This window comes from Nonomuraea sp. NPDC003804, from assembly GCF_040610675.1.
Lineage (GTDB): Bacteria > Actinomycetota > Actinomycetes > Streptosporangiales > Streptosporangiaceae > Nonomuraea.
Genome location: NZ_JBEXMT010000022.1, coordinates 133,217 through 158,512, shown reverse-complemented (window position 1 = coordinate 158,512; position 25,296 = coordinate 133,217). Strand labels below are relative to the sequence as shown.

General features: G+C 72.6%; 23 protein-coding genes and 1 pseudogene. 15 read left to right on the top strand and 9 right to left on the bottom strand.

The window, feature by feature from the left end:
- Positions 1–215 precede the first annotated feature (215 nt).
- From ABZX22_RS28510 to ABZX22_RS28490, 5 genes and pseudogenes are all read left to right on the top strand, one after another.
- Complete coding sequence (locus ABZX22_RS28510; RefSeq protein WP_354914464.1) at positions 216–1,607, top strand: selenium-binding protein SBP56-related protein; 1,392 nt, start codon at positions 216–218, stop codon at positions 1,605–1,607.
- A complete protein-coding gene (locus ABZX22_RS28505; protein ID WP_354914508.1) occupies positions 1,595–2,209 on the top strand; it encodes a hypothetical protein in 615 nt (204 codons plus the stop codon). The genes ABZX22_RS28510 and ABZX22_RS28505 overlap by 13 nt, the downstream gene beginning before the upstream one ends.
- Before the next feature lie 257 nt (positions 2,210–2,466).
- Positions 2,467–2,601 (top strand): hypothetical protein, encoded by a 135-nt coding sequence (locus tag ABZX22_RS28500; RefSeq protein ID WP_354914462.1) that lies wholly within the window; start codon positions 2,467–2,469, stop codon positions 2,599–2,601.
- Complete coding sequence (locus ABZX22_RS28495; RefSeq protein ID WP_354914460.1) at positions 2,601–3,704, top strand: putative sulfate exporter family transporter; 1,104 nt, start codon at positions 2,601–2,603, stop codon at positions 3,702–3,704. Before ABZX22_RS28500 ends, ABZX22_RS28495 begins: the two co-directional genes overlap by 1 nt.
- Positions 3,705–3,878: 174 nt before the next feature.
- Positions 3,879–5,942, top strand: a pseudogene (locus tag ABZX22_RS28490) (MMPL family transporter); the annotation flags it as partial.
- Positions 5,943–5,955: 13 nt separating this feature from the next.
- On the opposite strand, the gene ABZX22_RS28485 reads toward ABZX22_RS28490, so the two are convergent.
- Together ABZX22_RS28485 and ABZX22_RS28480 are read right to left on the bottom strand one after the other, a co-directional pair.
- Positions 5,956–6,795: an SRPBCC domain-containing protein gene (locus ABZX22_RS28485; RefSeq protein ID WP_354914458.1), complete on the bottom strand. Its 840-nt coding sequence runs from the start codon at positions 6,793–6,795 to the stop codon at positions 5,956–5,958.
- Positions 6,788–7,348, bottom strand: a complete 561-nt coding sequence (locus tag ABZX22_RS28480; protein WP_354914456.1) for a helix-turn-helix domain-containing protein — start codon at positions 7,346–7,348, stop codon at positions 6,788–6,790. Before ABZX22_RS28480 ends, ABZX22_RS28485 begins: the two co-directional genes overlap by 8 nt.
- A 61-nt stretch (positions 7,349–7,409) precedes the next feature.
- On the opposite strand from ABZX22_RS28480, the gene ABZX22_RS28475 reads away from it, so the two are divergent.
- Positions 7,410–7,820 carry a hypothetical protein gene (locus ABZX22_RS28475; protein ID WP_354914454.1) on the top strand — a complete coding sequence of 137 codons (411 nt, stop codon included), beginning with the start codon at positions 7,410–7,412 and terminating at the stop codon, positions 7,818–7,820.
- Between the two features lie 31 nt (positions 7,821–7,851).
- On the opposite strand, the gene ABZX22_RS28470 is transcribed toward ABZX22_RS28475, so the two are convergent.
- Complete coding sequence (locus ABZX22_RS28470) at positions 7,852–8,895, bottom strand: serine hydrolase domain-containing protein (protein ID WP_354914452.1); 1,044 nt, start codon at positions 8,893–8,895, stop codon at positions 7,852–7,854.
- A 214-nt stretch (positions 8,896–9,109) separates the two neighbouring features.
- Here ABZX22_RS28470 and ABZX22_RS28465 point away from each other — a divergent pair, with 214 nt between their 5' ends.
- Together ABZX22_RS28465 and ABZX22_RS28460 are read left to right on the top strand one after the other, a co-directional pair.
- On the top strand, positions 9,110–9,859 hold the full coding sequence (locus tag ABZX22_RS28465) for a hypothetical protein (RefSeq protein ID WP_354914450.1): 750 nt from the start codon (positions 9,110–9,112) through the stop codon (positions 9,857–9,859).
- Complete coding sequence (locus tag ABZX22_RS28460; RefSeq protein WP_354914448.1) at positions 9,856–10,935, top strand: hypothetical protein; 1,080 nt, start codon at positions 9,856–9,858, stop codon at positions 10,933–10,935. The genes ABZX22_RS28465 and ABZX22_RS28460 overlap by 4 nt, the downstream gene beginning before the upstream one ends.
- Before the next feature lie 237 nt (positions 10,936–11,172).
- Here the strand turns inward: ABZX22_RS28460 and ABZX22_RS28455 are convergent, their stop codons facing one another.
- Positions 11,173–12,090: a zinc-binding dehydrogenase gene (locus tag ABZX22_RS28455; protein WP_354914446.1), complete on the bottom strand. Its 918-nt coding sequence runs from the start codon at positions 12,088–12,090 to the stop codon at positions 11,173–11,175.
- 78 nt (positions 12,091–12,168) lie between these two features.
- Between ABZX22_RS28455 and ABZX22_RS28450 the strand changes: the two genes are divergently transcribed.
- Together ABZX22_RS28450 and ABZX22_RS28445 are read left to right on the top strand one after the other, a co-directional pair.
- Complete coding sequence (locus tag ABZX22_RS28450; RefSeq protein ID WP_354914444.1) at positions 12,169–13,242, top strand: winged helix DNA-binding domain-containing protein; 1,074 nt, start codon at positions 12,169–12,171, stop codon at positions 13,240–13,242.
- 217 nt (positions 13,243–13,459) lie between these two features.
- Positions 13,460–16,120 (top strand): BTAD domain-containing putative transcriptional regulator, encoded by a 2,661-nt coding sequence (locus ABZX22_RS28445; protein WP_354914442.1) that lies wholly within the window; start codon positions 13,460–13,462, stop codon positions 16,118–16,120.
- Positions 16,121–16,162: 42 nt separating this feature from the next.
- On the opposite strand, the gene ABZX22_RS28440 is transcribed toward ABZX22_RS28445, so the two are convergent.
- A complete protein-coding gene (locus ABZX22_RS28440; protein ID WP_354914440.1) occupies positions 16,163–17,455 on the bottom strand; it encodes an FAD-dependent monooxygenase in 1,293 nt (430 codons plus the stop codon).
- Between the two features lie 95 nt (positions 17,456–17,550).
- Between ABZX22_RS28440 and ABZX22_RS28435 the strand changes: the two genes are divergently transcribed.
- Positions 17,551–18,048, top strand: coding sequence for a cysteine hydrolase family protein (locus ABZX22_RS28435; protein WP_354914438.1), 498 nt, complete (start codon positions 17,551–17,553; stop codon positions 18,046–18,048).
- A gap of 33 nt (positions 18,049–18,081) precedes the next feature.
- Here the strand turns inward: ABZX22_RS28435 and ABZX22_RS28430 are convergent, their stop codons facing one another.
- On the bottom strand, positions 18,082–18,480 hold the full coding sequence (locus ABZX22_RS28430) for a MerR family transcriptional regulator (protein WP_354914436.1): 399 nt from the start codon (positions 18,478–18,480) through the stop codon (positions 18,082–18,084).
- A 65-nt stretch (positions 18,481–18,545) separates the two neighbouring features.
- On the opposite strand from ABZX22_RS28430, the gene ABZX22_RS28425 reads away from it, so the two are divergent.
- Positions 18,546–19,769: an MFS transporter gene (locus ABZX22_RS28425; protein WP_354914434.1), complete on the top strand. Its 1,224-nt coding sequence runs from the start codon at positions 18,546–18,548 to the stop codon at positions 19,767–19,769.
- 200 nt (positions 19,770–19,969) lie between these two features.
- On the opposite strand, the gene ABZX22_RS28420 is transcribed toward ABZX22_RS28425, so the two are convergent.
- Positions 19,970–20,857, bottom strand: coding sequence for a phosphotransferase (locus tag ABZX22_RS28420; protein ID WP_354914432.1), 888 nt, complete (start codon positions 20,855–20,857; stop codon positions 19,970–19,972).
- A 116-nt stretch (positions 20,858–20,973) separates the two neighbouring features.
- Between ABZX22_RS28420 and ABZX22_RS28415 the strand changes: the two genes are divergently transcribed.
- Positions 20,974–22,008, top strand: coding sequence for an acyl-CoA desaturase (locus ABZX22_RS28415; RefSeq protein ID WP_354914430.1), 1,035 nt, complete (start codon positions 20,974–20,976; stop codon positions 22,006–22,008).
- On the opposite strand, the gene ABZX22_RS28410 is transcribed toward ABZX22_RS28415, so the two are convergent.
- Together ABZX22_RS28410 and ABZX22_RS28405 are read right to left on the bottom strand one after the other, a co-directional pair.
- Complete coding sequence (locus ABZX22_RS28410) at positions 21,982–22,215, bottom strand: hypothetical protein (protein WP_354914428.1); 234 nt, start codon at positions 22,213–22,215, stop codon at positions 21,982–21,984. The two genes, ABZX22_RS28415 and ABZX22_RS28410, sit on opposite strands and share 27 nt — an antisense overlap.
- The gene (locus ABZX22_RS28405) at positions 22,212–23,381 is read right to left on the bottom strand and encodes an MFS transporter (protein WP_354914426.1); all 1,170 of its coding nucleotides are present in this window, start codon (positions 23,379–23,381) and stop codon (positions 22,212–22,214) included. The genes ABZX22_RS28410 and ABZX22_RS28405 overlap by 4 nt, the downstream gene beginning before the upstream one ends.
- 104 nt (positions 23,382–23,485) lie before the next feature.
- Here ABZX22_RS28405 and ABZX22_RS28400 point away from each other — a divergent pair, with 104 nt between their 5' ends.
- Both ABZX22_RS28400 and ABZX22_RS28395 read left to right on the top strand, forming a co-directional pair.
- Positions 23,486–24,571 (top strand): sensor histidine kinase, encoded by a 1,086-nt coding sequence (locus ABZX22_RS28400; RefSeq protein ID WP_354914424.1) that lies wholly within the window; start codon positions 23,486–23,488, stop codon positions 24,569–24,571.
- Positions 24,568–25,236, top strand: a complete 669-nt coding sequence (locus ABZX22_RS28395; RefSeq protein ID WP_354914422.1) for a response regulator transcription factor — start codon at positions 24,568–24,570, stop codon at positions 25,234–25,236. The genes ABZX22_RS28400 and ABZX22_RS28395 overlap by 4 nt, the downstream gene beginning before the upstream one ends.
- The last annotated feature ends 60 nt before the right edge of the window (positions 25,237–25,296 follow it).

Genomic DNA, 25,296 nt, shown 5'->3' with positions numbered 1-25,296 from the left:
CGGCACGCGTGATCGGCACGCGTGATCGGCTCCGTGATCAGCGACACTGCGCGCTGGCGACGTGGCCGTGGTCCACGTGCGGGCGCGTGGTCAGGTAGGGACCCTGCCTCATACGGCGAACCTACGCGCTCGCGGACGCAAAGTAAATATTTCCTACTGGTTTTACATGGATAATTACCTATTGACCTTGTAGGGATATCGGAGATGCTGGGATCATGACACTCTGGACCCCCGACCCCACCTTCTACCCCTCACCCCGAGACGCCGCCGCCGCGCCGGCCGAACGCCTGGCCTACGTCGCCGCCTTCGACCGCGGCGCCGAACGGCCCGACGCGATCGCCGTGCTCGACACCGACCCCTCCTCCTCGCGCTACGGGCGCGTGGTGGGCTGGACCGACCTGCCGTACACGGGTGACGAACTGCACCACTTCGGGTGGAACGCCTGCAGCAGCGCGCTGTGCCCCTACGCGCCGCACCCGCACGTGGAGCGGCGCTACCTGGTCGTTCCCGGGCTGCGTTCCTCGCGCATCTACATCCTGGACACCAAGGACCGCGTCAGCCCCGAGATCGTCAAGGTCATCGAGCCGGAGGAACTGGCCGCACGGGCGGGCTACTCCCGCCCGCACACCGTGCACTGCGGGCCCGAGGGCCTCTACGTCTCCGCGCTCGGCGGGGCGAACGGCGAGGAGGGCCCCGGCGGCATCGCCGTCCTCGACCACCAGTCCTTCGAGGTACTCGGCCGCTGGGAGGTCGACAGGGGCCCGCAGTACCTCGCCTACGACTTCTGGTGGCACATCAACCACGACGTGCTGGTCACCTCGGAGTGGGGCACGCCGTCGATGATCGAGGGCGGGGTCGTCGGCGAGCTGCTGCTCGGCCGGAAGTACGGTCACCGGCTGCACTTCTGGGATCTGCGCAGGCGCCGCCACGTCCAGGAGGTCGACCTCGGCGACCAGTACCAGATGCCGCTGGAGCTGCGGCCCGCCCACGACCCGACCAGGACCTACGGCTTCGTCGGTGTCGTCACCAGTGTCGAGGACCTGTCGGCCTCGGTCTGGACGTGGTTCCACGAGGACGGCCGCTGGCAGGTGCGCAAGGTCATCGACATCCCCGCCGAGCCGGCCGACCCCGCCCTGCTGCCCGACGTGCTCAAGCCGTTCGGGGCGGTGCCGCCGCTGGTCACCGACATCGACCTGGCGGTCGACGACCAGCGGCTCTACGTCTCCTGCTGGGGGACGGGCGAGATCAAGCAGTACGACGTCGCCGATCCGTTCAAGCCGGTCGAGCTGGGCTCGCTGCGCATCGGCGGGATCGTCGGCAACCGCGCCCACCCGGCCGCGCCCGGCGAGCCGCTGCGTGGCGGCCCGCAGATGGTGGAGGTCAGCAGGGACGGCAGCCGCCTCTACGTGACCAACTCCCTGTACGGCGCCTGGGACGACCAGTTCTACCCTGAGGGCGTGGGCGCCTGGCTGGCGAAGATCGACACGGGGTCCTTCACCTTCGACGAGCGCTTCTTCCCGCACGGCGACGACTTCCGCGGCCTGCGCCCGCACCAGGTCAGGCTGCAGGGCGGCGACGCCTCCTCCGACTCCTACTGCTATCCGTGACGGTCACGGCGGCGCTCCTGCTGGGCGCCTTCCACGGTCTGAACCCCGCGATGGGCTGGCTGTTCGCCGTCGCCCGCGGCCTGCAGGAGCGCAGCAGGAGCCGGCTGCTGGCCGCGCTTCCCGCGATCGCGGCGGGCCACCTGGCCGCGGTGGCGTTGGTCGGCCTGGTCGTCGCGGTCACGGGTTCGCTGGTCACCGGCACGGTGCTGTCGGTGGCGGGTGGCGTGGTGCTCGTCGGCTACGGCCTGTGGCTGCTACTGTCCCGGCGGCACTTCCGCTGGGTGGGGATGCGCCTGTCGCTCCTCCAGCTGGCGGGCTGGTCGTTCCTGATGTCCTCGGCCCACGGCGCCGGGCTGATGCTGATCCCGGTCTTCACCGGCCTCCAGGGGGAGCACGCGGGACACGGCTCTCACGCGCTCGCCGGGGGCCTGGGCGTGGCCGCGCTCCACACGCTGGCGATGTTCGCCGTCGCGGGAGCGGTCGCGCTGCTCGTCTTCGAGGTGGTCGGGCTGACCGTGCTGCGCTGGGCCTGGTTCAACGTCGACAAGGTGTGGGCCGTCGCCCTGGTGGGCGCGGGGGTGCTCACCCTGGCGCGGGCGTAGGGAGGATCCGTCGTGAGCCTGCCGGACTCTTGGCTGGTGGAGCAAGGTTTCATGTATTCCCTATTGACTTCATGGGGAATATCGCCGAGTGTCAAGGGTGTGATCCACCGCGAGCCTCTCGTCGCTCGCCTCACGAGAAGGGCCCTCCACGGGCGGGGCGTTGGGAGGCGCCCCGCCCCCTTCCCCCCTGTTCCCCGGCGTACCCCGCCTCCCCCGGCACACCTCGCCGGCACACCCCCCGCAGAAAGGCGCATCCCATGAGCGAGCACGAGACGCGGACCGACGGCGACAGCCGCGCCGCCCTCAACGAGGACTGGGCCGCCACGATCGTCGGCCTCGCCCTCCTCCTGCTGGTCATCACCGGAGTGATCCCGGCGGGGCTGATCCCGTGATGAGCACCACCCGCCTCCCCTCCCGGGCCACCGCCACCTGGGTGTGGCCCGCCGCGGGCGTGCTGACCGTGCTGGTCCTCGCCGCCGCGACCAGGTTCCTGGAGCGGAACGTCCCCGTGTGGTGGTCGGGCTCCGACCTGGCCAAGGCCGTCGAGTACCCCGTCTACGCCATCGCCCTCGGCCTGCTCGGCAACGCGGTCCTGACCGCCACCGGGCTCAGGGACCGTCTGGCGGGCGGCTTCCGCACCGAGTTCTTCATCAAGACGGGCCTCGTCCTGCTCGGCGCCTCGATCAACCTGAAGGTGATCGTCACCGCCGCCGGGCCCGCCGTCGTCCAGGGGATCGTGCTCATCGGCACGGTGTTCCTGTTCACCTGGTGGCTGGGCGGCAGGCTGGGCCTGGACGACAAGCTGCGCGCCCTGCTGTCGGCCGCCGTGTCGATCTGCGGTGTCAGCGCCGCCATCGCCGCGGCGGGAGCCGTCCAGGCCAGGCGGGAGCAGCTGGCCTACAGCGCCAGCCTGGTGATCGCCTTCGCGCTGCCGTCGATCTTCATCCTGCCCGGCCTGGCCACGGCGCTCGGGCTGAGCCCCGCGGTGGCGGGGGCCTGGATCGGCGGCAACATCGACACCACCGCGGCGGTGACGGCCGCGGGCGCCCTCGTCGGCGAGGACGCCCTGGCGGTCGCCACCATCGTGAAGGTCACGCAGAACGCCCTCATCGGCGTGGTGGTCGTGGCCCTGACCGCGTGGTTCGCCTTCCGCGTCGAACGCCGGCCCGACGCCGAGCGTCCCGGCGCCATCGAGTTGTGGCGCCGCTTCCCCAAGTTCGTGCTGGGGTTCGTGGCCGCCTCGGTCATCGCCACCTGGTACCTCGCCGCCGTCCCCGCCGCTGCGGGCAAGGAGGTCGTCGGGGCGGCCAACGACCTGCGGGTGTGGTTCCTCATCCTCGCCTTCGTGAGCATCGGGCTGGAGTTCCGCGTGACTTCGCTGCGGGAGGCGGGCTGGCGTCCGGTCGGCGTGTTCGCGGCGGCCACCATGGTGAACGTGCTGGTCGCGCTGGGACTCGCGGTCCTGCTGTTCAGCGGCTTCAGCGCCGACGCGTAGGAGGGCGGACCCCGGGGCGCGTGGGAGGGCGGGCCCCGGGGGGCGTGGGAGGGCGGGCCCCGGGGGGCGCGTTGACAAATACGAGCGAAGACTTGTATTAATCCAAACACGAGTAATTCGTCGTGTTTGGAGTGAGTCGTGGGTGCATTCCTAGTCCGCCGGCGCCGCCTCGTCATGCTGCTGTCCCTGCTGGCCACGCTGGTCATGGGCGCGCTGGGGGCGGGGACGGTGAACGCGCTGTCGCTCGCCAGGTTCGAGGCGCCGGGATCGGAGTCCGACCGCGCGGGGGCCGAACTGGCCGAGCGGTTCGGCACCGGCAGCGTCGACCTGATCCTGCTCGTCACGGCCGTGACCGGCACCGTGGACGACCCGGCCGTGGCGGCGGCGGGCCGGGAGCTGACCAGACGGGTGGCCGCCTTCGACGGGGTGGCGGAGGCGGCCTCGTACTGGACCAGAGGCAACCCCGCCACACTGCGCAGCGAGGACGGCACGCGGGCGCTGGTCGTGGCGCGCATCCCCGGCGACGCGAACGTGGTCCGCTCGCGGATCCTGCCCGCGCTGGTACCCGAGGTCACCAAGGGCGACGCGGTCGTCTCGGTGCGCGCGGGCGGCGGCGAGGAGGTGTTCAGGCAGACGGTCCCGCAGGCCAGGCAGGACTTCCTGCGCGCCGAGATGATCATCTTTCCGCTGGTCTTCGCGCTGCTCTGGCTCTACTCCCGCAGGGTGCTCGGCGCGGTGCTGCCGATCATGGTCGGCGTCTTCGCGATGGTGACGACGCTGGCGCTGCTGCGCGTCGTGCTGCTCTTCGCCGACGTCTCGACGTTCGCGCTGAACATCACGCTGGCCATGGGCCTGGCGCTGGGCATCGACTACTCGCTGTTCGTCATGGCCCGCTTCCGCGAGGAGGTACGGCAGGGCCGCGCCCCGCACGACGCCGTCGTGGCCGCCGTCGCCCGTGCGGGCCGTACGGTGGTCTTCAGCGGGACGACGGTCGCCGCCTCGCTGGCGGTGCTGCTGGCGCTGCCGTTCGGCTTCCTCCGCTCCTTCGCCTACGCGGGGATCGCCGTGGTGATCGGCGGCGTCGTGGGCGCCGTGGTGGTGCTGCCGGCCGTCCTGGCGACCGTGGGACCGCGGGTGATCCCGCGGCGCGACCGGGGCGAGCGGGCCGTGGGCTTCTGGCACGCGGTCGCGACGCGGGTGATGCGCAGGCCCCTCCGGTACGGCGGCGCCGCCACGCTGGCGCTGCTCGTGCTCGGCACGCCGTTCCTGGGGCTGGACTTCGGCGTGGCCGACGACCGGATCCTGCCGCCGAGCGCGCCCGCCCGGCAGACGCAGGAGATCATCAGGGCCGAGTTCCCCGCCGAGGAGACCGACGCGCTCCAGGTGGTGTCCACCGGCCCGGCCACGGGCGACGCGGCGTACGCCGCCGCGCTGTCGCGCCTCGACGGCGTCGCGCAGGTCGACTCCGCGGCCGGCTCCTACGTCAGGGGCGCGCGGGCCGGCGACGGCGACCCCGCCAGGTTCCGCGGCGGAGAGGGGACCTGGCTGTCGGTCGTGCCCACCGCCGCCCAGATGGAGGGCGATCCGGTCGAGCTGGTCTCGCGGGTACGCGCGGCGCCCGCGCCGTTCGAGGTGCTGGTCGGCGGCTACACGGCCGAACTCGCCGACTACCGCGCCTCGGTGGTGGACCGGCTGCCGCCGCTGATCGGGCTGATGTTCGCGGTCACCTTCGTGATCCTGTTCCTCATGACGGGCAGCGTGCTGATCCCGCTGAAGGCGACCGTGCTGAACCTGCTGAGCATGGCGGTGATGTTCGGCGCGCTCGTCTGGGTCTACCAGGACGGCCACCTGTCGGGGCTGCTCGGGTTCACCCCGACGGGAAGCATCGACCCGAGCATCCCGATCCTGATGTTCTGCATCGCCTACGGGCTGTCCATGGACTACGAGGTCTTCCTGATCGAGCGGATCAGGGAGGAGTACGCCAGGACCGGCGACACCGTCACCGCGGTCGCCCATGGCCTGCAGCGCGGCGCGCCTCTCATCACCGCCGCCGGGGCCATCCTCGCGCTGTCGTTCGCCGCCTACGCGACGGCCAGGGTGGTGTTCGTGCAGATGCTGGGGGTCGGCATGGCGGTGGCGATCCTCGTGGACGCCACCGTCATCAGGGCCGTCATGGTGCCCGCGTTCATGCGGCTGGCCGGGGCGGCCAACTGGTGGGCGCCCCGGCCGTTGCGCCGCCTGCACGCTCGGGTCACGCGGCCTCGAGCCAGATCGGACGCCAGTCGGGCAGCTCGTGATAACGGCGCAGCTCCGCCAGACCCGACAACCAGCCGCCCCACGCCGCGTGCGGCGGACGGGCCGCGTCGAAGCCCGACTGGACGAACGTGAGCCTGGTCCTGCCGTCCGACTCCGCCAGCTCCCAGCTGGAGATGCCGGCCGATCCCCAGTCGACCGACATCGCGCGCCCCTCGACCAGGTCGACGACCTTGGCGGGGTCGGGGTTGTCGAAGCCGCCCATGGCCCAGCGGCCGCCGACGAACGGCTCGATCTCGATGGGGTAGCCGAACCAGCGGGTCGCCTCCGCGCCGTCGGTCAGCGAGCGGTAGACGTCGGACATGGGCGCGTCGATGACGACCTCCTCCCGCATGACGGCCGAGGTGTAGTCGACCTTGGGGGTGAGCTCGCGGCCCTCCACGTGGTCGACGAGGTTGGCCAGCGACAGCGCCCAGTACGTCTGCAGGGCGCCCCTGATGCTGGCTCCCGTGATCACGTCCTGGAAGTCGAAGTGGCTCTGCCTGAGAGTGACGATCGTCGCGTCGTCGCCCTCCTCCTCGACGGAGATCTCGGTGGTGGTGGCCTCGCCGTCGAGCGTCCACTCCAGGGTCAGGGAGCGGTCGTCGGCGTGCAGCACCCGCTGGTGCGGCGCGTCGCCCTCGGGGGTGTGGCGGCCCCAGAACTCGAAGCGGTGGGGCAGGTCGGCCTCGGCGTGCTCGGCCAGCCACGTGCGCAGCGACGCGGGGTCGGTCAGCGCGTGCCACACCTGCTTGGCCGGGGCGGCGACGCGGACGCGGAGGGTCATCGGCTCAGTCATGTGTCTCTCCCTTGGGGTAGCAGGCCACGGCCAGCTTGAAGGCGTCGCCCTCGGCGCCGCCGTATCGGGTGAAGAGGTCCTGCAGGGCGTCGCGCAGGTCGTTCATGAACTCCTGGCGCCGCTCGGGCGGCACCCTGATCTCCCCCGAGACGCCGATGGACGGCAGCTCGGAGGCCGTGCGATCCAGGGCCGCGATGTCGGCTTGGACCTCCTCCATCAGGTCGAGGAGGTAGCCGAGCGACAGCTCGTCCTGCGCCTTCCTCAGGCCGCCGATGCGCCCGACGAGACGGGGTGAGAGCCAGTAGGAGCGGGCGGTGGCCTGGTAGATGCCTTCGCTGATGCCGCGCACCTTGCGCTCGGACACCTGCTCGACCAGCCCGGCCTCCACCAGCCGTTTGACGTGGTAGTAGACGCGTTGCGGGGTCTGGGAGAGCCGGGCGCCGACCTCGGTGCAGGTGCGCGGCTCAGCCAGCTGCCGCAGCACCTCGATGCGCTGCGGCTTGAGCAGGGCCTCGGCCTGCTCGATCTGTTCCAGGTACAGGACGTCTCTCATCGCAAAAACAATGTTGTACATAAAAATTCTGCTTGTCAATGGGCGTGACAGACTCCGGCGCATGGCTTTGGACACCGTGGTAGTGACAGAAGCCGCCGGGCTGGTGGGGACCGCGATCCGCGGCGCGCTACGGGAGATGGCCACCCGGCTGGTACTCGTCGACCGCAGGCCGCTGATCCCCGAGGCCCCAGGCGAGGAGGTACGGCAGGCCGTCCTCGACAGCCCCGAGACGGTGGCCGGCATCGTCGCGGGCGCCGGATTCTTCGTCGACGCGCTCACGCGGAAGGACGCGGGCTTCCGCACGCTCTACGCGGTCTCGGCCAACACGCGGCGCTTCTGGGAGCTGAGCGAGGGCTACCAGCCGCAGGACGACGCCGAGGCGTACGCCGGCACGCTCGGCGGCACGGAAGGTCCGGCACTCCAGGGCGGCGCCTACGCCGACCCGGCGTACACCCTGCGGCACCTGACCTGAGGCCGCGCGGAATCACCCCGGGGCGGGCGGGTCATGGCAGGAGGGGCAGGATCTGGTTGACCGTGCTCGCGTCCGCGAGGGAGAAGCGGGTCTTCGTCAGCGCGAACGCCAGCCCCGCCGCGGTGTCGCCGAAGGCCGCGCTCCCGTTGATGCCGACCATGCCGAACGAGGTCTCGGGGCGCGAGCCGTCGGGACGGCCCGCCGCGTAGCCCAGCGCCCACGTGACCGGGTTGCCCATGAGCTGGTCGGTGCCGGTGAAGGCGGGTGCGGTCACCTCGCGCAGGTGCTCGGGCGACAGCAGGCGCACGCCGTCCACCTCGCCGAGCAGGGCGGCGTACATCCGGGCGATCGCGCGGGCGGAGAAGGTGCCGCCCGCGGGGATGTCGGCGGTGAGCACGTCGGCCCTGTTGGCGTAGTCCGCGCCGGGCATGAGGGCGCGGGGCGTGCCGGGGAAGTCGCCCATGGCGGCGAGCATCGCGGCGTTGCCAGGCGCGTCGTCGAGGCGGGCCACCCTGCCCAGCGCGGCGGCCGGGACGCCGAGGAACAGCTCGTCGGCGATGCCGAGCGGCTCGGCGATCTCCTCGCGGAGCACCTGCGAGACGGGCCTGCCCGTCGCCCTGCGAACGACCTCGCCGAGGATCCAGCCGAACGTGTGAGCGTGGTAGCCGGTCTTCGTGCCGGGCTCCCACCACGGCACCGAGCCGGCGATGCCGCGGCACATCGTGTCCCAGTCACTCAGGTCCTCGACCGTGGTGCCCTCCGGTACGGCGGGCACGCCGACGGTGTGGGTGAGCGCGTGCCGTACGGTGGCCGCCGCCTTGCCGTGCGCGCCGAACTCCGGCCACAGCGCGGCGATCGGCGTGTCGTAGGACAGCACCCCGCGCGCCACGAGCACGTGGACGACGGTGGCGGTGACGGCCTTGCCGGTGGAGGCGCTGTAGACGAGAGCGGACGGCGCGAGGCCGCCGGCCGTGGCGTCGACGACGAGCTCGCCGTGCCGGTAGACGGCCACCTGGACCCCGCTCTCGGCGCCCGAGGCGACCAGTTCGTCGATGTTCTTCTGGATGGTGTTCACGCCGGGCACACCTCCCGCCCCGCCTGACCGGTCAGCTCGACGAGCATGTCGCGCTGCTCGTCGGACAGCGTGTCCGCGGCTTCCGGGTTCATGGAGATCGTCAGTAGGTAGTTCATGCCCCTTGGTCGGACACCGCCGGGCGTTCTCGACACGCCGCGGAGAAAATCTTTGCGTGTTCGCGACGTGACAAACCGTAGTCACTAGAGTCTGGGTCATGCTTGCCCTGATTGCCGCCGTGGCGGCCGCCGTCGCCGTGGTCGCGCTCACCGCCTTCCTGTTCAGGAAGCTTGGCACCGAGGACCGCGACCCGGGTGGCCCGTCCACCGGCCACGCGGGCGCGATGCTGTCGGCGCTCTTCCTCCTGGTGTTCGCGATCGCCATCATCGTGCCGTGGACCACGGCCGACGCCGCCCGCCAGAACACCTTCGCCGAAGGCCAGGCGGCGGTGGAGACCTACTGGGCCGCCGGCGACCTGCCCGAGGCCGACAAGATGTGGATACGGCAGAGCCTGAACGACTACGTCAGGTTCGTCGTGCGCGACGAATGGCCGCTGATGGCGGAGGGCCGGATGTCGCCCGAGGGCGGAGCGCGCCTCGACGCGCTGCGCAACAGGATCGACGCGGCCGACCTCGACGCGAACGCCAAGGCGCAGGTGCTCGACAAGGTCGAGGAGCTGTCGGCGTCGCGCAGCCGCAGGGCCGCCGACGCGGGCACCACGCCGCCCGCGGGACTGCTGTGGCTGACCGTGCTGACCGGGATCGTGGTGATCATCTTCCCGTTCCTCGCGGGGGCGCGGCCGCGCGGACTCACCCTGGTGCCGCTGATGGCGATGGCCGGCATGCTGGGCGTCGGCATCTACCTGACCTGGGACATCTCGCACGCGTTCGCGGGGGCGCTGGCGGTGGGGCCTGAGGCGTTGCAGGCCGCGCTGCAGGAGTTCCAGCGGATCGCGGGGAGCGCGTGAGGGCGGCGGCACTGGTGGCGGGCGCGCTCTGCCTGGGCCCCGCCCTGCCCACCATGCCCCAGCCGTCCGCCACCCCCGACCCCGCCCTCCCGACCTCCGCCGCCCTCTCCCTTCGCACGTCCGCCACCACCGGCTCCGCCATTCCCACCTCCACCGCCGTCTCCCCTCGCACGTCCGCCACCACCGGCTCCACCATTCCCATCTCCACCGCCGTCTCCCCTCGCACGTCCGCCGCCCCCGGCTCCGCCCTCCTCAACCTGCGGAAGAGCACCGCAGCGTCCCACCCCGTGACCGCAGCCCGAGAGATCGCCACCTCCCACCCCGTGACCGCTTCCCGCAGGACCGCTACCTCCCCCGCCGCGGTCGGCACCCGCGGCACCGCCGCCTCCACCCCAGCGGTGGCGGCGCGGAAGAAGGTCACCGCCTACCCGGCGATCGGGGCCCGCGAAGGCTCCGCAGGAAGCGGCTACGGTCCGCGCCTCGCGCGCCGGGCGGGCGCCCGCCCGGTGGCGGTGCACCAGAAGGACGTCACGCCCGAGGACGAGGCGGACGAGCAGGGGTGGGTGAGCGTGACGGCACCGGGCCCCGGTGACAACGCGGTCGAGGTGAGCGTCGGCGTCGCGGTGTGCATCAGCGTGGCGAACGTGGTGGTCCAGGTCGGGCCGGACGCCTGCCAGCCCCCTCCGCCGCCCCCCGCGCCGCCCACGCCGCCCTCCCCCGCCCCCCAGCCCTCGGAGCCCGAGCCCGAACCGAAGCCCGAACCGAAGCCCGAGCCGAAGCCCGAGCCGAAGCCGCAGCCGCCGCCCGAGCCGACCCCCGCCCCCACCCGGCCGAGAAGCAAGCCGCCCAGGCCCACGCCCCGTCCTGAACCGGTCCTGCCCGTGCGCGCGCGTCCACCGGTCAAGACGCCGGAGGCCACGCCGACACCCTCGAACCCCGTGCCGCAACACGTCCACGCCAAGCCGGAGGAACCGAAGCCGCAGCGGCGCAATCCGATGCGTTCGGTGCTGTTCCTGGTCGTGCTGACCACGGTGATCGCCTCGACCACCGCGGTCGCGTTCGGCGCGATCAGATAGGGGGAACCGCGACCGCCCCGCATGGCCGAGGAGGGGACCCGCGACCGCCCGGCGTGACCGGAGGAGGGGACCCGCGACCGCCCGGCGTGACCGAGGACGGGACCGGCGACCGCTTGGCGTGACCGGTTCGGCGCGACCGGGGAGGGAAACCCCGGCCGCCGGGCGGGATCACGTAGGGAAACCGTGCCGCCCGGCGCGGCCGGCGAGAGGAATCCCGGCGGGTCGGGTGTGCCGGGGTCAGATGACCAGCAGGGTCTTGCCCGTGGTCTGGCGGGTCTCGATCGCGCGGTGTGCCGCGGCCGCCTCCTCCAGTGGGTAGGTCTGCCCGACCGTCGGCACCAGCTGCCCCTCGGCGGCCAGTTCCAGCGCTCTGGCGACCAGCCGGCGCAGTTCGTCCTGGCTGGGCGGTCCGCCGCGCTCGATGACGGTGATCGGCAGGCCGTCCGTCCGCGACCACGATCCGCTCGCCATGCCGTACAGGCTGGCTCGGCCGCCGGGGCGGAGGGCGGTCAGCGCCTCGGTGCCCACGTTGCCGCCGACCCCGTCGAAGACCACGTCGGCCTCGAGAGAGCGGGCCCATCCTTCGGCCGAGTAGTCGACGTAGGAGCCGAAGCGCTCCACGAGTTCGCGCTTGCCGCGCGCGGCCCCGGTCACGACGGCCCCGGCGGCCTTGGCCAGTTGCAGGAGCAGGCCGCCGACGCCGCCGCCGGCGGCCAGTACCAGGACGCGCTCGCCGGGCTTGATCTCCGCCTGCTCGTGGAGCATCACCGCGGTGCGCCCGTCGGCGAGCAACGCCACCGCGTCGCGCAGCGGCACGCCGTCCGGCACGGGTACGGCGTCGGCTGCGGCGGCCACGGCCAGCGAGGCGTAGCCGCCCGCGCCGCCGGTGGTCGTCACCACTGTCGTTCCGACCAGCCCCTGGTCGACGCCTGGACCGACGGCGACGATCCTGCCGCCGACGCCGTTGCCGGGCGTGCGGGGCAGCGCGGGCGGCGCGAAGGGTCCGGTTCCCGCCCTCACCTGGGTCTCGACGAAGGTGATGCTCGCGAACGCCACCTCCACCAGCACCTGCCCCTCGCCGGGGACAGGGTCGTCAACCGTGCGTGGCCGCAACACCTCGGGCCCGCCGAACTCGTCCATCACGATCGCTCTCATGCACCCACTCTATCGGAGCGATTCGCTCCGCATGAATAGCGGAACGAATCGTGCCGCAATGGTTCCTACGCTGAGAGCATGAACTGGAACGCCCGTCGTCTCGCGCGCCACTTCCCCCAGCAGGGCGGCCCCGCCGACGTCGTCGCCGCGATGTGCGGGGCGCACGCGCAGATCCTGTCCGCCGCCGAGCTGTCGGTCAGCCTCCGGCTGCCCGGCACCACCAGGGTGGACGTCCGCGAGGCGCTGTGGACCGAGCGCAGCCTGACCAAGACGTACGGCCCGCGCGGCACCGTGCACCTGCTCCCCACCGCAAACCTGGCCATGTGGACGGGCGCCCTCTCGTCCCTCCCCGCGGGGCGCGTCGACCTGCTCACCCCCGACCAGATCGAGAAGGTCGTCGAGGCGATCGGCAGCGCGCTCAAGGACCGGGCACTCACGATCGACGAGCTGGACGAGGCGGTCGTCGACATCGCGGGCCCCTGGGCGGGCGACCGCGTCATGGACGCCTTCCAGACGAAGTGGTCGCGCTGGCGCCAGGCGACCCACCTGGCGGCGCACCGGGGCGTGCTCGCGTTCGGGCCCAACCGGGGCCGCAAGGTGACCTACACCAGCCCGGACGTACGGCCCGCCGACCCCGAGACCGCGCAGGCCGAGCTGCTCAGGGCCTACCTCCACTCCTACGGCCCGGCCACGCCCCAGCACTTCGCCCGATGGCTGGCGGCGCCCGTCACCTGGGCGGCCAGGGTGTTCGAGCGGGCGGCGCTCGACGAGGTCGAGGGCGGCTGGGTGAACGTGGGCGACACCGAGGCGCCCGGCGAGCCGGCGAGAGGCGTGCGGCTGCTGCCGTACTTCGACGCCTTCGTGGTCGGCTCACATCCGCGCGAGCAGCTGTTCCCCGGCAGGGCGTGGGACCGCGCGCTGGGCGGCGGACAGGCGGGCAACTATCCGGTGCTGCTGGTCGACGGGATCGTGGCGGGGGTGTGGCACCAGCGCCGGTCCGGCAGGCGCCTGGACGTCACCGTGGAACCGCTCGACGAGCTGAGCGCCACGCAGCTGAAGGAGCTGGACGAGCAGGTCGGCAGGGTCGGCGAGATCCTGGAGGCCACCCCTCGGCTGACGATCGGCACGATCACCGTGGGGCCGCACGCCTAGCCGATCGGCGCGCTCCGTCCGGTGGCGGTGTTCAGAGGCGGACACCAGGTCAGGTGACGTGGTTCGCGGGTGGACAGCGGGTCAGGTGACGAGGCCGGCGGCAGGGTGTGCGGGTGGACAGCGGGTCAGGTGACGAGGCCGGCGGCAGGGTGTGCGGGTGGGCACCGTGTGACGGGGTCGGTGACGGTGTCCGGAAGGGGCACGCTTGGATGTGGGCATGCGCATCGGGATACTCGGCCCCCTCCACGTGCCAGGCGCGACGGTTCGCGGCGCCCTGCCGCGCGCGCTGCTGGTCAGGCTGGCGCTCGACCCCGGCAGGGTGGTGGCGGCCGAACGCCTCGTCGACGACCTGTGGCAGGACGACCCGCCCGCGCACCCGGCCGCCGCGCTCCAGTCGCTCGTCTCGCGCGCCCGCAGGGAGGTTCCTGGCCTGATCGTCACGCATCCGTCCGGCTACCTGCTCGACGTGCGGGCCGACGACGTCGACGCGTGGCGGTTCGAGCGGCTGGCGCGCGAGGGCGCGGCCGAGGAGGCGCTGTCTCTGTGGCGCGGTACGGCTCTCGCGGACGCCTCCGGCCTGCTCTTCGCCGTCGCCCCCGCCGCCCACCTCGAGGAGCTGCGCCTGGCGACGCTCGCGACGCGGATCGGAGCCGACCTGGCGCGGGGCGTCGACGTGACGGCCGAGCTCGAGGGGCTGGTCGCCGCGCATCCGCTGCGGGAGCCGTACCACGCGCTGCTGGTGCGGGCGCTGCTGTCGGCAGGGCGGCGGGCGGAGGCGCTGGAGGTGTTCGAGCGGATCAGGCGGCGGCTGGCCGACGAGCTCGGCACCGACCCCGGTCGCGAGCTGCTCGACGCCTACGAGGCGGCGCTACGGGAGGATCCGGGCTCGACGCTGCCCGCCCAGCTGACCAGCTTCGTCGGGCGTGCCGCCGACGTGGCCAGGGTGCGCGAGCTGCTCGGCGTCGCCAGGCTGGTCACGCTGACCGGTCCGGGCGGCGCGGGCAAGACGCGGCTGGCGATCGAGACCGCCGCCACTCTCAGGGTTCCCGACGGTGTGTGGCTGATCCCGCTCGCGCCCGCGTCGGACGTGCCGACCGCGCTGTCCAGCGCGGTGAAGGCCGCCGATCCCGTGGCCGCGCTGCGCGGCACCTCCCCGGTGATCGTGCTGGACAACTGCGAGCACGTGATCGACCAGGCGGCCGACGTGGCGGCGCGGCTGCTGGCCGAGATCCCGGGGCTGCGCGTCATCGCCACCAGCAGGGAGCCGCTGGACATCACCGGCGAGCACCTGCACGCCGTGCCGCCGCTGGACGAGGTGGCGGCCGTCGAGCTGTTCCGCGACCGCGCGGCCGCCGCCAGGTCGGGGCTCGACCTGTCCGGTGTGGCGGACATCTGCCGCGAGCTCGACGGCATCCCGCTGGCGATCGAGCTGGCCGCCGCGCGGCTGCGCACCCTGTCGCCCGCGCAGCTGGCCGCCCAGCTCGGTGACCGGTTGTCGTTGCGCGGCAGCCGTACGGCCGAGCCCCGGCACCGCACGCTGCGCGCGGTGATCGACTGGAGCTGGGAGCTGCTGTCGCCCGGCGAGCGGCGGCTGCTGGCCAGAATGTCGGTGTTCTCCGGCGGGGCCACCTACGAGGCGGTGCGCGAGGTGTGCGGGCCCGGCATCGAGTCGCTGGTGGACAAGTCGCTGGTGACGTTCACGGGCGAGCGCTACACCGTGCTGGAGACCGTGCGCCGTTACGCCGCGGAGAAGCTCGACGACCCGTCGGTCGTGGCCGCCCACGACCGCTACTACACCGCGCTGGCCGAGCGGGCCGACGCCACCCTCAGGACGGAACGGCAGCTCGAAGGGCTGGCGGTGTTCGAGGCCGAGCAGGCCAACCTCGACGCCGCCCTCGGCCGTACCGGCGATCCGCTCAGGCTCTTCCTGGCCAGGACCTGGCTGTGGATCATGCGGGGCCGGCGGCGGGAGGCCCGGGCGTGGGCGTCCAGGATGCCCGCGGGGGACGGGTTCGCGGCCGAGCTGTGCGCGGCGATCATCGGCGGCGAGCCGGGTCCGGCGCTGCTGGCCTCCGACCATCCCGCGGCGCTGGCCTGGTGGGGGCTGACCGGCGCGGCCGCCGCGCCCGGCGACGTCATGGCGCGGGTGCGGGGGTCGCTGGCCAGGCTCGGCGACCACCCCGACCCGTGGATCAGGTCGACGGTGCGGCTGATCGCGGGCATCGTCGAGTTCGAGTACGGCACGCCCGGCGCGGCCGACGCCCTGCTGGCGACCGCCCTCGACGGCTACAGCGCGACCGGCGACCGCTGGGGCAAGGCCATGACCCTCACCTGGCTGTCCCTCGCCGCGGAGAACCGCGGCGAGACGGCCCGAGCGTTGTCCTTCGCCACGGCGTCCGTACGGCACGCCACGGCCATCGGCGGCCTGGAGGCGATCCCCGGCCCCGTGATGCTCAGGGTGCGCCTGGCCCAGCTGCATGCCAGGCTCGGCGACTTCGCCGCCGCCGGGACGGCGCTCGACCAGGCGTGGGAGGCGGCCGAGTCGGACCCGGTGGCCCGCGCCCGCGTCCTGCACGGTCGGGGCGAGCTGGCGCGGCGCGGCGGCGATCCCGTGACGGCCGCGAAGCTGTTGCGCGAGGCGCTGACGCTCGTGGAGGGAGCACCCGCGCAGCTGGTGGCGCTCATCCATCTGGAGCTGGCCACGGCGTCGGGCTCGCGCGACCACGCGGACATGGCGCTGGAGCTGACGGCGGGGTGCGACGACAAGACCGTGCGGGCGACCGTGCTGGAGGGCGCGGCGGCGTGGCGGCCCGCCCCCGAGGCGGCCGCCATGGTGGCCGAGGCCCGTCGGCTACGCGGTCTCGACACCGAGCCGTGAGCCGGTGGGCGCCCCAACGCCGTACCGGTGGGCGCACGCTCGCTACGCGGTCTCCACACCGAGCCGTGACAGGTAGGCGCGCACGCCCGCCTCGTCGCCGTCGTAGCCGACGTAGCCGTCGGGCCGGACGAGCAGCACGCCCTCCTGGCCCGGCAGCGGGGGCAGCACCCGCACCGCGTCGCCGTACCGCTCGGTGGTGTCGGCGAGCAGCGTGAACCGGCCGCCGCCGTACACGCCCGGCACCCGCTCACCGCCGCGCGGCCCCTCCGACAGCGGGCCGTACCAGTAGCCGAGGGTCAGCTGCTGCGTCTCCTCGTCCCGCGTGTGGTCGCCCTCCCTGAGCAGGCGGGTGCTCAGCCCGAGCACGTGCTCGGCGACCGGCATCCGCTCCTGCTCGTAGCTGTCGAGCAGCGGCTCGGAGCCGACGGCCAGCTTCCAGCCGAGGTTGTAGGCGTCCTGCACGCCGGTGTTCAGCCCCTGACCGCCGGCGGGCGAGTGGACGTGCGCCGCGTCGCCGGCCAGGAAGACCCTGCCCACCCTGAACCGCTCGGCCATCCTGATGTTGACCCGGTACTCCGACCGCCAGACCACCTCCGTCGGCTTCACGCCCGCGTGCTCGTCCAGGATCCGCGTCACGTCGTCCTCCCCGGCGTAGGGGGCGGTGAGCTGGAACAGGTCCGTTCCCGGCAGCGGGCACAGGCTCACGTCCAGCTTGCGGCCGGCCATGTCGCCCCACAGGTGCCAGTGCTCCCTGTCGACGTCGGGAACCTTCACGTCGGCCAGCAGCATCCGCTCGCTCTCGAACGTCTCCCCCACGAACCCGACGTCCAGCGCCTTGCGCACGGTGCTGCGCCCGCCGTCCGCGCCCACCAGGTAGGCGCACCTGATCCGCTCGCCGTCGGCGAGCGTGGCCGTCACCCCCTCGGCGTCCTGCTCGAACGCCGTGACCTCCACGCCCAGTTCCACCTCGTGGCCGAGCCGCGCCAGCCGCTCCCTGAGGATCCGCTCGGTGCGCCACTGCGGCTGCATGATCACCATCGGGTACGGCACGCTCGCGCTGGGCTCCTTCGGCTCGTGCATGCGACCCTCCCACACCGTCTGCCCGTCCTTGTAGGCGCGCAGCGGAGGATAGACCGCGCCCGTCGCCAGGATCTCGTCGATGACCCCCATGTCGTGGAAGATCTCGAGCGTGCGCGGCTGCAGCCCCTTGCCCCGCACACCCGCGGGGTGCACGGGAGACTTCTCCACGATGCGCAGGTCGACGCCGCGGCGGGCCAGCTCGATGGCGAGGGTCAGTCCGGTCGGCCCGGAGCCGACGATGAGAACGTGTGTCATGCCGCTCACCCTGCACGGCGCCGCTGTCATATCGCTGTCATGGACGGGCGGCGGCTGTCATGGCGCCGCGCGCAGTGATTCGATACGGTGTTCGGGTGCTTCTGCTCATCGACGTCCAGCGGAACATGCTGGAGCCCCCCACCCCCGTCCCGGCCTGGGAGAGCGTGTCAACGGCGATCGGCGCCCTGCTCGACCGGGCGCGCGCCGCCGGCGAGCCGGTGGTCTGGGTCCGCAACAACGGCGGGCCCCGCGATCCCGACGTGCCGGGTTCGCCGGGGTGGGAGCTGGTCCACCGGCCGCTCGACGGTGAGCCCGTCATCGACAAGGAGGTCCCCGACTCCTTCGCCAACACCGACCTGATCGACCTGCTGCCGCCGGCCGGCCACGTGGTGGTGGCGGGCATGCAGAGCGAGTACTGCGTCCGCGAGACGTCGCTCACGGCGTTGGCCCTCGGCCACGAGGTGACGCTCGTCAGCGATGCCCACGCCACCTACGACGCCGACCGGCCGGCCGGCGAGATCGCCGCCGAGGTGGAGAGGGAGCTGGCCGCCTCGGGCGCCAGGATCGCGCGGGTCGACGAGATCACCTTCTGAGGGCGTGGGCCGTGCGAGGGCCGCCAAGGCGTGTCAGGGGATCGCGGGGGGCTCGGGCGCCGGGCCGGGTGCGGCGTCGGCGCGGACGGCGTCGAGGTAGTCGGCGATCGCGTCCCTGTTGCGGGTCAGGCAGGAGATGCGCCGGGTCATGCGATCGCGCTCCTGTTCCAGCGTGGAGAGCATCTCCGGTGTCGCGTCGGTGAAGTGGATGATTCTGGGCTTGTCGAGGCAGGGCAGGATCTGCTTGATGATCCTGGTCGGCAGGCCCGCGTCGAGCAGCCCTCTGATCTGCAGGACCCGGTCGACGAGACGCTCGTCGTAGGTGCGGTAGCCGTTCGCGCAGCGGTCGGGGGCGATCAGCCCCTGCTCCTCGTAGTAGCGCAACAGCCGGCGGTGCGTGCCGGTCCGCTCGGACAGCTCTCCGATGCGCATGTGCTCCACCTCACACCTCGTCACATTGACCTTCACATCTATGTGATGGTTTGAGCATACGAGCCATGAGAGATCACGACACCATTGTCGGTCCCCGCGCCGCCACCGATGACCGGAAACTCCCGCTCGCCGCGCTTCTGGCGTTGACCACGGCCGCCTTCATCACCGTTCTGACCGAGGCGCTGCCCGCCGGCGTGCTCCCCGAGATGAGCGCCGACCTCGGCGTCAGCGTGTCAGCGATGGGGCAGTCCGTGACGATCTACGCGATCGGCACGGCGGTCGCGGCGATCCCGCTCTCCGCCGCCACAGCAGGGTGGTCGCGCAAGCGGTTGCTGCTGGCCGGGGTGGCGGGGTTCGCCGTCGCCAACACGGTGACGGCGGTCTCGGCGTCCTTCCCGTTGACCATGGCGGCCAGGTTCGTCGCCGGGGTGGCCGCGGGGCTGGTGTGGGCCCTGCTGGCCGGGTACGCCCGCCGGCTGGCCCCCGACCACCTGCAGGGCAAGGCGATCGCGGTCGTCATGGCGGGCATCCCGCTCGCGCTGTCGCTGGGCGTGCCCGCGGGGACCTTCCTCGGCGGGGTGCTCGGCTGGCAGGTGACGTTCTCGGTCATGACCGGGCTGGCCGTCGTCCTGGTCGCGTGGATCCTGCTGGCGGTCCCCGACCAGCCCGGACAGCGGCGTGCGGGCCGGCCGCCGATCCTGCGGACCCTCACCGTCCCCGGCGTGGCTCCCATCCTGGTCGTCACGCTGGTGTTCGTTCTGGCGCACACCATCCTCTACACCTACATCGCCACCTTCCTCGACCGGTTCGGCATGGGCGACTCGGTCGACCTCGTCCTGCTGCTGTTCGGCGCCGCCTCCCTGGCGAGCATCTGGATCGTCGGCGCGCACATCGACCGGCGGCTGCGCGCGCTCACCGTCGCGGGCACCGTCCTGGTCGCCGTCGCGGCCGCCGCCCTGGCGGTGCCGGCCGGCAGCCCCGCCCTGGTCTACGTCGCGGTGACGCTGTGGGGGCTCGGCTGGGGCGGCGTCCCCACCCTGTTGCAGACCGCCGTCGGCCAGGCGGGTGGCGAGGCGGCCGACACGGCCCAGGCGATGCTCGTCACCTTGTGGAACGCGGCCATGGCGGGCGGCGGCGTGGCCGGCGGCGTGCTGCTGAACCTCCTGGGCGCCGCCTCCTTCCCGTGGACCGTCCTGGTGCTCCTGACGCCGGTGCTGGCCGTCGTGATCGCCGCGCGCACCCATGGCTTCCCCGCCCGCCGCGCGAACCCGGCTCCCTCGAGAAGGTAGGACGGCCAGCCGGAAAGCGGCGCGGCGGCGGCCGGGGGCGACTAGCAGCGCTCCCCGCCACATCAGCCGCAACCCGCTCAGATCGTCACGATCGCGCTGTCCTGGCGCCGCCTCGCGCGCGCGGCGGGCACGAGCCGCCGGCCGACCGACCAGACCGGGTAGCGCGCCGGGCGGGCGGGGAGCGCTCGGGGAACGGCTCGTCAGGGGGCCAGGCTGTGGAAGAGGGCGACGCGCTCGCGGTGGTAGTCGAGGTCCTCCTCGTCGTGGACCACCCCGGCGGCGACGGCCTTGTGGAAGTAGGCGTACTCGCGGCGCAGCTTGTGCCTGATCAGCTGGGCCAGCTCCTCCTCCGTCAGCGGGGCCGCGGTGCCGCCGGCGGCGAGGTAGGCGTCGACGAACTCCTTGCCGGCGTCCAGCTCGTCGTCGCCCCACTCCAGCGCGGCGGCGGCCAGCTCGACCTCGGGGGCGCCGACGAACGTCTCGTCCCAGTCGAGGACGGCGACGACGGCGCCGTTCCTGGCGAGGGTGTTGCCGGTGTAGTAGTCGCCGTGGAGCGGGTGCCTGACCGGGTGCGTGCGGTGGAACTCGGCCAGCCACCGGTCCAGCGCGGGGTCGTCGAGGCCGGCGGCGTCGCGGGGCGGCTCGCCGTACAGGCCTGACTCCTGGAAGGCGGGTGACGGGCGCGGGCCGGGACGGCAGTCGGCCAGGGCGGCGTGCAGGCGGGCCAGCAGCCGCGCGCCCTGGGCGCGCTGCTCGGGCTCGTCGGAGTCGGGCCAGCTCCCCTCGACGTACGGCCAGAGCGAGACGAGGCGGCCGTCGACCCTGATGACGGTGTCCCCGGTGGGGGTGGGCAGCGGGGCCACGGCCTCGGGCATCCGGTCGGCGGCGTGGCGGGCGACGGCGTGGCACCATTCGGCGTCGGCGGTGGCGCGCGACGCGGGGCCCACCCGGACCACGTGCCCGCCGAGCAGGTAGGCGGCCGACTCCTCGCCCCCGTGCAGACGCTCACCGTCGCCGGCGGGGATGCCCCAGACGGAGGTGACGGCGCGGCGGACGGCATCGGTGAGCGGGGTGCCAGCGTAGATCATCTCTCCAGTCTGGCCGACGCGGCCCCGACACGAGACCACCGAACTGACGATCGATTGCCCTGGTACGGGAGTGCACGCAAGGGTGGGTCCATTGTCCGACGCTCATGAGGAGCCCCGTGACCGACGTCCCCGTCACCGTCGAAGCCCGCGGCAGCGACTTCGCACGACTGGCACGCAAGATCAACGAAGCCGGCCTGCTGGACAGGCGGCCTCTCTACTACACGCTTCGCCTCAGCCTGGTGGGCCTTTTCTTCGCCGGCGGCTGGGTGGCGTTCGTCCTGGTGGGCGACTCCTGGTGGCAACTGCTCGTGGCCTTCGCGCTGGCCTTGGCGTTCGCGCAGGTCGCGCTGGCCGCACACGACCTGGCGCACCGGCAGGTGTTCCGGACCCGCGGGCCGAGCGAGTTCGCCGGCCGCCTCGTGGGCAACCTGCTGATCGGCATGGGCTACGGCTGGTGGACCGACAAGCACACCCGCCACCACGCCAATCCCAACCACGAGGACCACGACCCCGACGTCTCACCCGCGGTGATCGTCTGGTCGACCGACCAGGTGGAGCGCGCCCGCGGCCTGCCCAGGTTCGTGGCGCGCTGGCAGGCGTTCCTGTTCTTCCCGCTGCTCACGCTGGAGAGCTGGCACCTGCACGTGGCCAGTTTCAAGGCGCTGCGCACCAAGGCGATGCGGCGGCGCGGCCTCGAGGGGACGCTGCTGGTGCTGCACTTCGTGTGGTACTTCGGACTGATCTTCAGCGTGCTGCCGTTCGGCATGGCCGTGGTGTTCACGCTGGTGCACCAGGCGGTCTTCGGTGTCTATCTCGGCTGCACGTTCGCGCCCAACCACAAGGGCATGCCGGTGCTCACCGCCGCCGACCAGCTGGACTTCCTGCGCAAGCAGGTGCTGACCTCGCGCAACGTCCGCGGCGGCTGGCTGGCCGACGTGGTGTTCGGCGGGCTCAACCACCAGATCGAGCACCACCTGTTCCCGAACATGCCCACGCCCAACCTGCGCAGGGCCCGGCCGATCGTGCGGGCGTACTGCGCGGACCTCGGGGTGGAGTACGTCGAGTCGGGCGTGTTCAGCTCCTACGGCCAGGCGCTCCGCCACCTTCACGAGGTCGGCCGCACGCTAAGAGGAGCCGAGGCGGGCGCGTAGCCGCTCCCGTCTCACCTCGAGCTCGGAGATCAGGACGTCCTGCTCGTCGGCCATGCTCAGCATCGCCGCCCGCTCGATCGCATCCGTCGCGCCCATGTCCCTGACCTGGGCGCGAATCTCGGCGGTCGACCCTTTCAGCTTCGCGATGTCCTCGTCGAGCCGGCGAAGCTCGTCTTCGGGCCGGCGGCGCTCATCCTGTGTGCTCATTCCGATCCCTTACCCGGCCGAAATGCCTTCAATGTGTAGAGGAGAGCGGCAAGGGCCGTGAGCGCGAGCAGCAGGAAGCCGATCGTGTAGGCGCCGGTGACGGTGTAGACGGCCCCCATGACCAGGGGCGGGAAGTAGCCGCCGAGGCCGCCGGCCGCCCCGACCAGCCCGGTCACCGTACCGACCCTGGAGGCTTCGACCAGCCTGGCGACCAGGGCGAACACGCCGCCGGCGCCGAGGCCGAGGAAGAAGGCCATGGCCACGAAGGCGGCGCCGGCGGGCACCTCGAGCGGCGGCTTCAGCGCGAGCACGACGGCCAGCACCAGCGTGCCCGCGAGGGAGGCCACCAGGACGCGCACCGGGCCGACCCTGTCGGACAGGGTGCCGCCGAGCGGCCTGGCGATCACCGCGGCCAGGGAGAAGCCGGCCGCGCGCAGGCCCGCCTCGGTCTGGGACAGGTGGTAGACGTTCCGCAGCAGCGTCGGAAGGTAGGTGGAGAAGGCGACGAAGCCGCCGAAGGCCACCGCGTAGAGGAACGCGCACTGCCAGGTGGCCGTGACCCTCATCGCGTCGCGCATGCGCGGCAGGGCGGGCTCGGCCGACGGGGTCCAGGTCGGCGAGTTGCGTCCGGCCAGCAGCATGACGACGCCCATGACCGCGAGCAGAGCGGCCATCAGCAGGTGGGTGGGCCCCCGGCCGAGCGTCTCGACCAGCCGCGGGGTGAAGAACGCCGACAGCGCGGTGCCGCCCATCCCGGCCCCGAAGACCCCGGTGGCGAAACCGCGGCGCGCGGGCTCGTACCAGGCGTTGACGAACGGGATGCCGACCGCGAAGGAGGTGCCGCCGACGCCCAGCAGGAACCCCCAGAACAGCAACGCGCCATAGGTGTCGGACCAGCCGACGAACAGGACGGGCACGATCGTGACGAAGCAGATCACGGCGAACATCAGCCGGCCGCCGAGCCGGTCGGTCAGCACGCCGACCGGGATGCGGCCGAGCGAGCCCACCAGCACGGGGATGGCCACCAGCATCGAGGTCTGGGTCGGCGACAGCCGGAGCAGCTCGCTGTAGGTGCCGGACAGCGGCGCGATCAGGTTCCACGCCCAGAACGTGACGGTGAACGCGATCGTGGCGAGCACCAGGTTACGGGTCTGACCTCCATGCATACACACTGTGTAGCATTTCGCTACGTTCTGCGATGAAGGCGGGTATGGCCCAGGCGGTGGATCGGGAGGCCGTCCGGCGCCGGTCGGCGCGACAGAATGGACGCATGAGAGTGACGATCGCGGCGGTGACGGTCATCCTGCTCGGGTCCGCGATCACCGCGCTGGTGAAGTCGGGCGTCACCCTCACCGTGCTCGACGTCGTCCTGCCGCTGGTGGCGGCCGGCGCGCTGTTCTTCAGGCACCGCCATCCCGTCGCCGTCCTGCTCGTCGTGATGATCGCCACCGCGGTCTACTACCCCCTCTCCGCCCAGGACGGCCCCGTCCTGGCGGCGCCCATGCTCGCCCTCTACACCGCCGCCGACCTCGGGCACCTGGTGGCCGCGGCCACGGTCGCGGCCATGGCGCTGCTGGGCATGGGGCTGGGCGAGACCGGCAGCGTCCGGCACGTCGACGACAGCCTGTTCCTCATGATCGCCGGCTGGATGGTGGCCGTGGTGGCGAGCGGCGGCGTGACCCGCAACCGGCGCGCCTACCTCCAGGAGGCCGAACGGCGGGCCGCCGAGGCCGAGCACAGCAAGGAGGAGGAGGCCAAGCGCAGGGAGACCGAGGAGCGGCTGCGCATCGCGCGGGAGCTGCACGACGTGCTCGGCCACAACATCTCGTCGATCAACGTGCAGGCCGGGGCGGCGCTCCACGGCATCAGGAAGCGGCCGGAGGACGCCGAGGCGGCGCTTCGGGCGATCAAGGAGACCAGCAGGGAGACGCTGCGGGAGCTGCGCGCCACCCTGGGCGTCCTGCGGCAGGTGGACGAGGGGGCGCCGACCTCTCCCACGGCTGGGCTGCGGCAGCTCGACGAGCTGGTCCGGCGCACCGGCCTCGACGTCACCAGGCGGGTCTCGCACGGCGACCTTCCCGTCGAGGTGGACCTCGCCGCCGCGCGGATCGTCTCCGAGGCGCTGGCGAACGTCTCCCGCCATTCGGCGGCCGGAAGCGCCCGGCTCACCATCACCGAAGAATCCGGAAAGATAGCGATAACAGTGGAAGACGACGGGCCCTCCGCCGTCTTCACGGGAGGAAGCGGGTACGGCGTGCAGGGCATGAAGGAGCGGGCGGCCGCGCTGGGCGGCACGCTGGAGGCGGGGCCGCGCCCCGAGGGCGGCTACCGCGTCGTCGCCGAGCTGCCGCTGTGATCCGCGTCCTGCTGGCCGACGACCAGACGCTGGTGCGGGCCGGGTTCCGGTCCATCCTGTCCGACGAGGACGACATCGAGGTGGTCGCCGAGGCCGCCAACGGCGTCGAGGCCGTGGCCAGATCCCGCGAGCTGCGCCCCGACGTGGTGCTCATGGACATCAGGATGCCCGAGCTCGACGGCCTGGAGGCCGGGCGCCAGATCGTCACCGACCCCCGCATGGCCGGCACGAAGGTGATCATCCTCACCACCTTCGACCTCGACGACTACGTGTACGGCGCGCTCAAGGCAGGCGCCAGCGGCTTCCTGGTCAAGGACACCGAGCCCGCCGAGCTCATCCACGCCGTCAGGGTGGTGGCCCGCGGAGACGCGCTCATCGCCCCCTCGATCACCCGCAGGCTCATCGCCGAGTTCGCCGGCCGGGTCAAGCGCCCCGCCCCCGGCCCGGAGCTCAACTCGCTGACCGACCGCGAGCGCGAGGTGCTCGAACTGGTCGCGCACGGCCTGTCGAACGACGAGATCGCCACGCGGCTCGTGCTCAGCCCCGCGACCGCGAAGACCCACGTCAGCCGCATCATGACCAAGCTGAACGTGCGCGACAGGGCCCAGCTGGTCGTCCTGTCCTACGAAGCCGGTCTCGTCACGCCCGGATGGCTTACGCCCTGAGGAGTACCCGCCACGCAACCGTGGGCCGATGCGGCGGCGCATGCCGTACCGGGAGGGTCG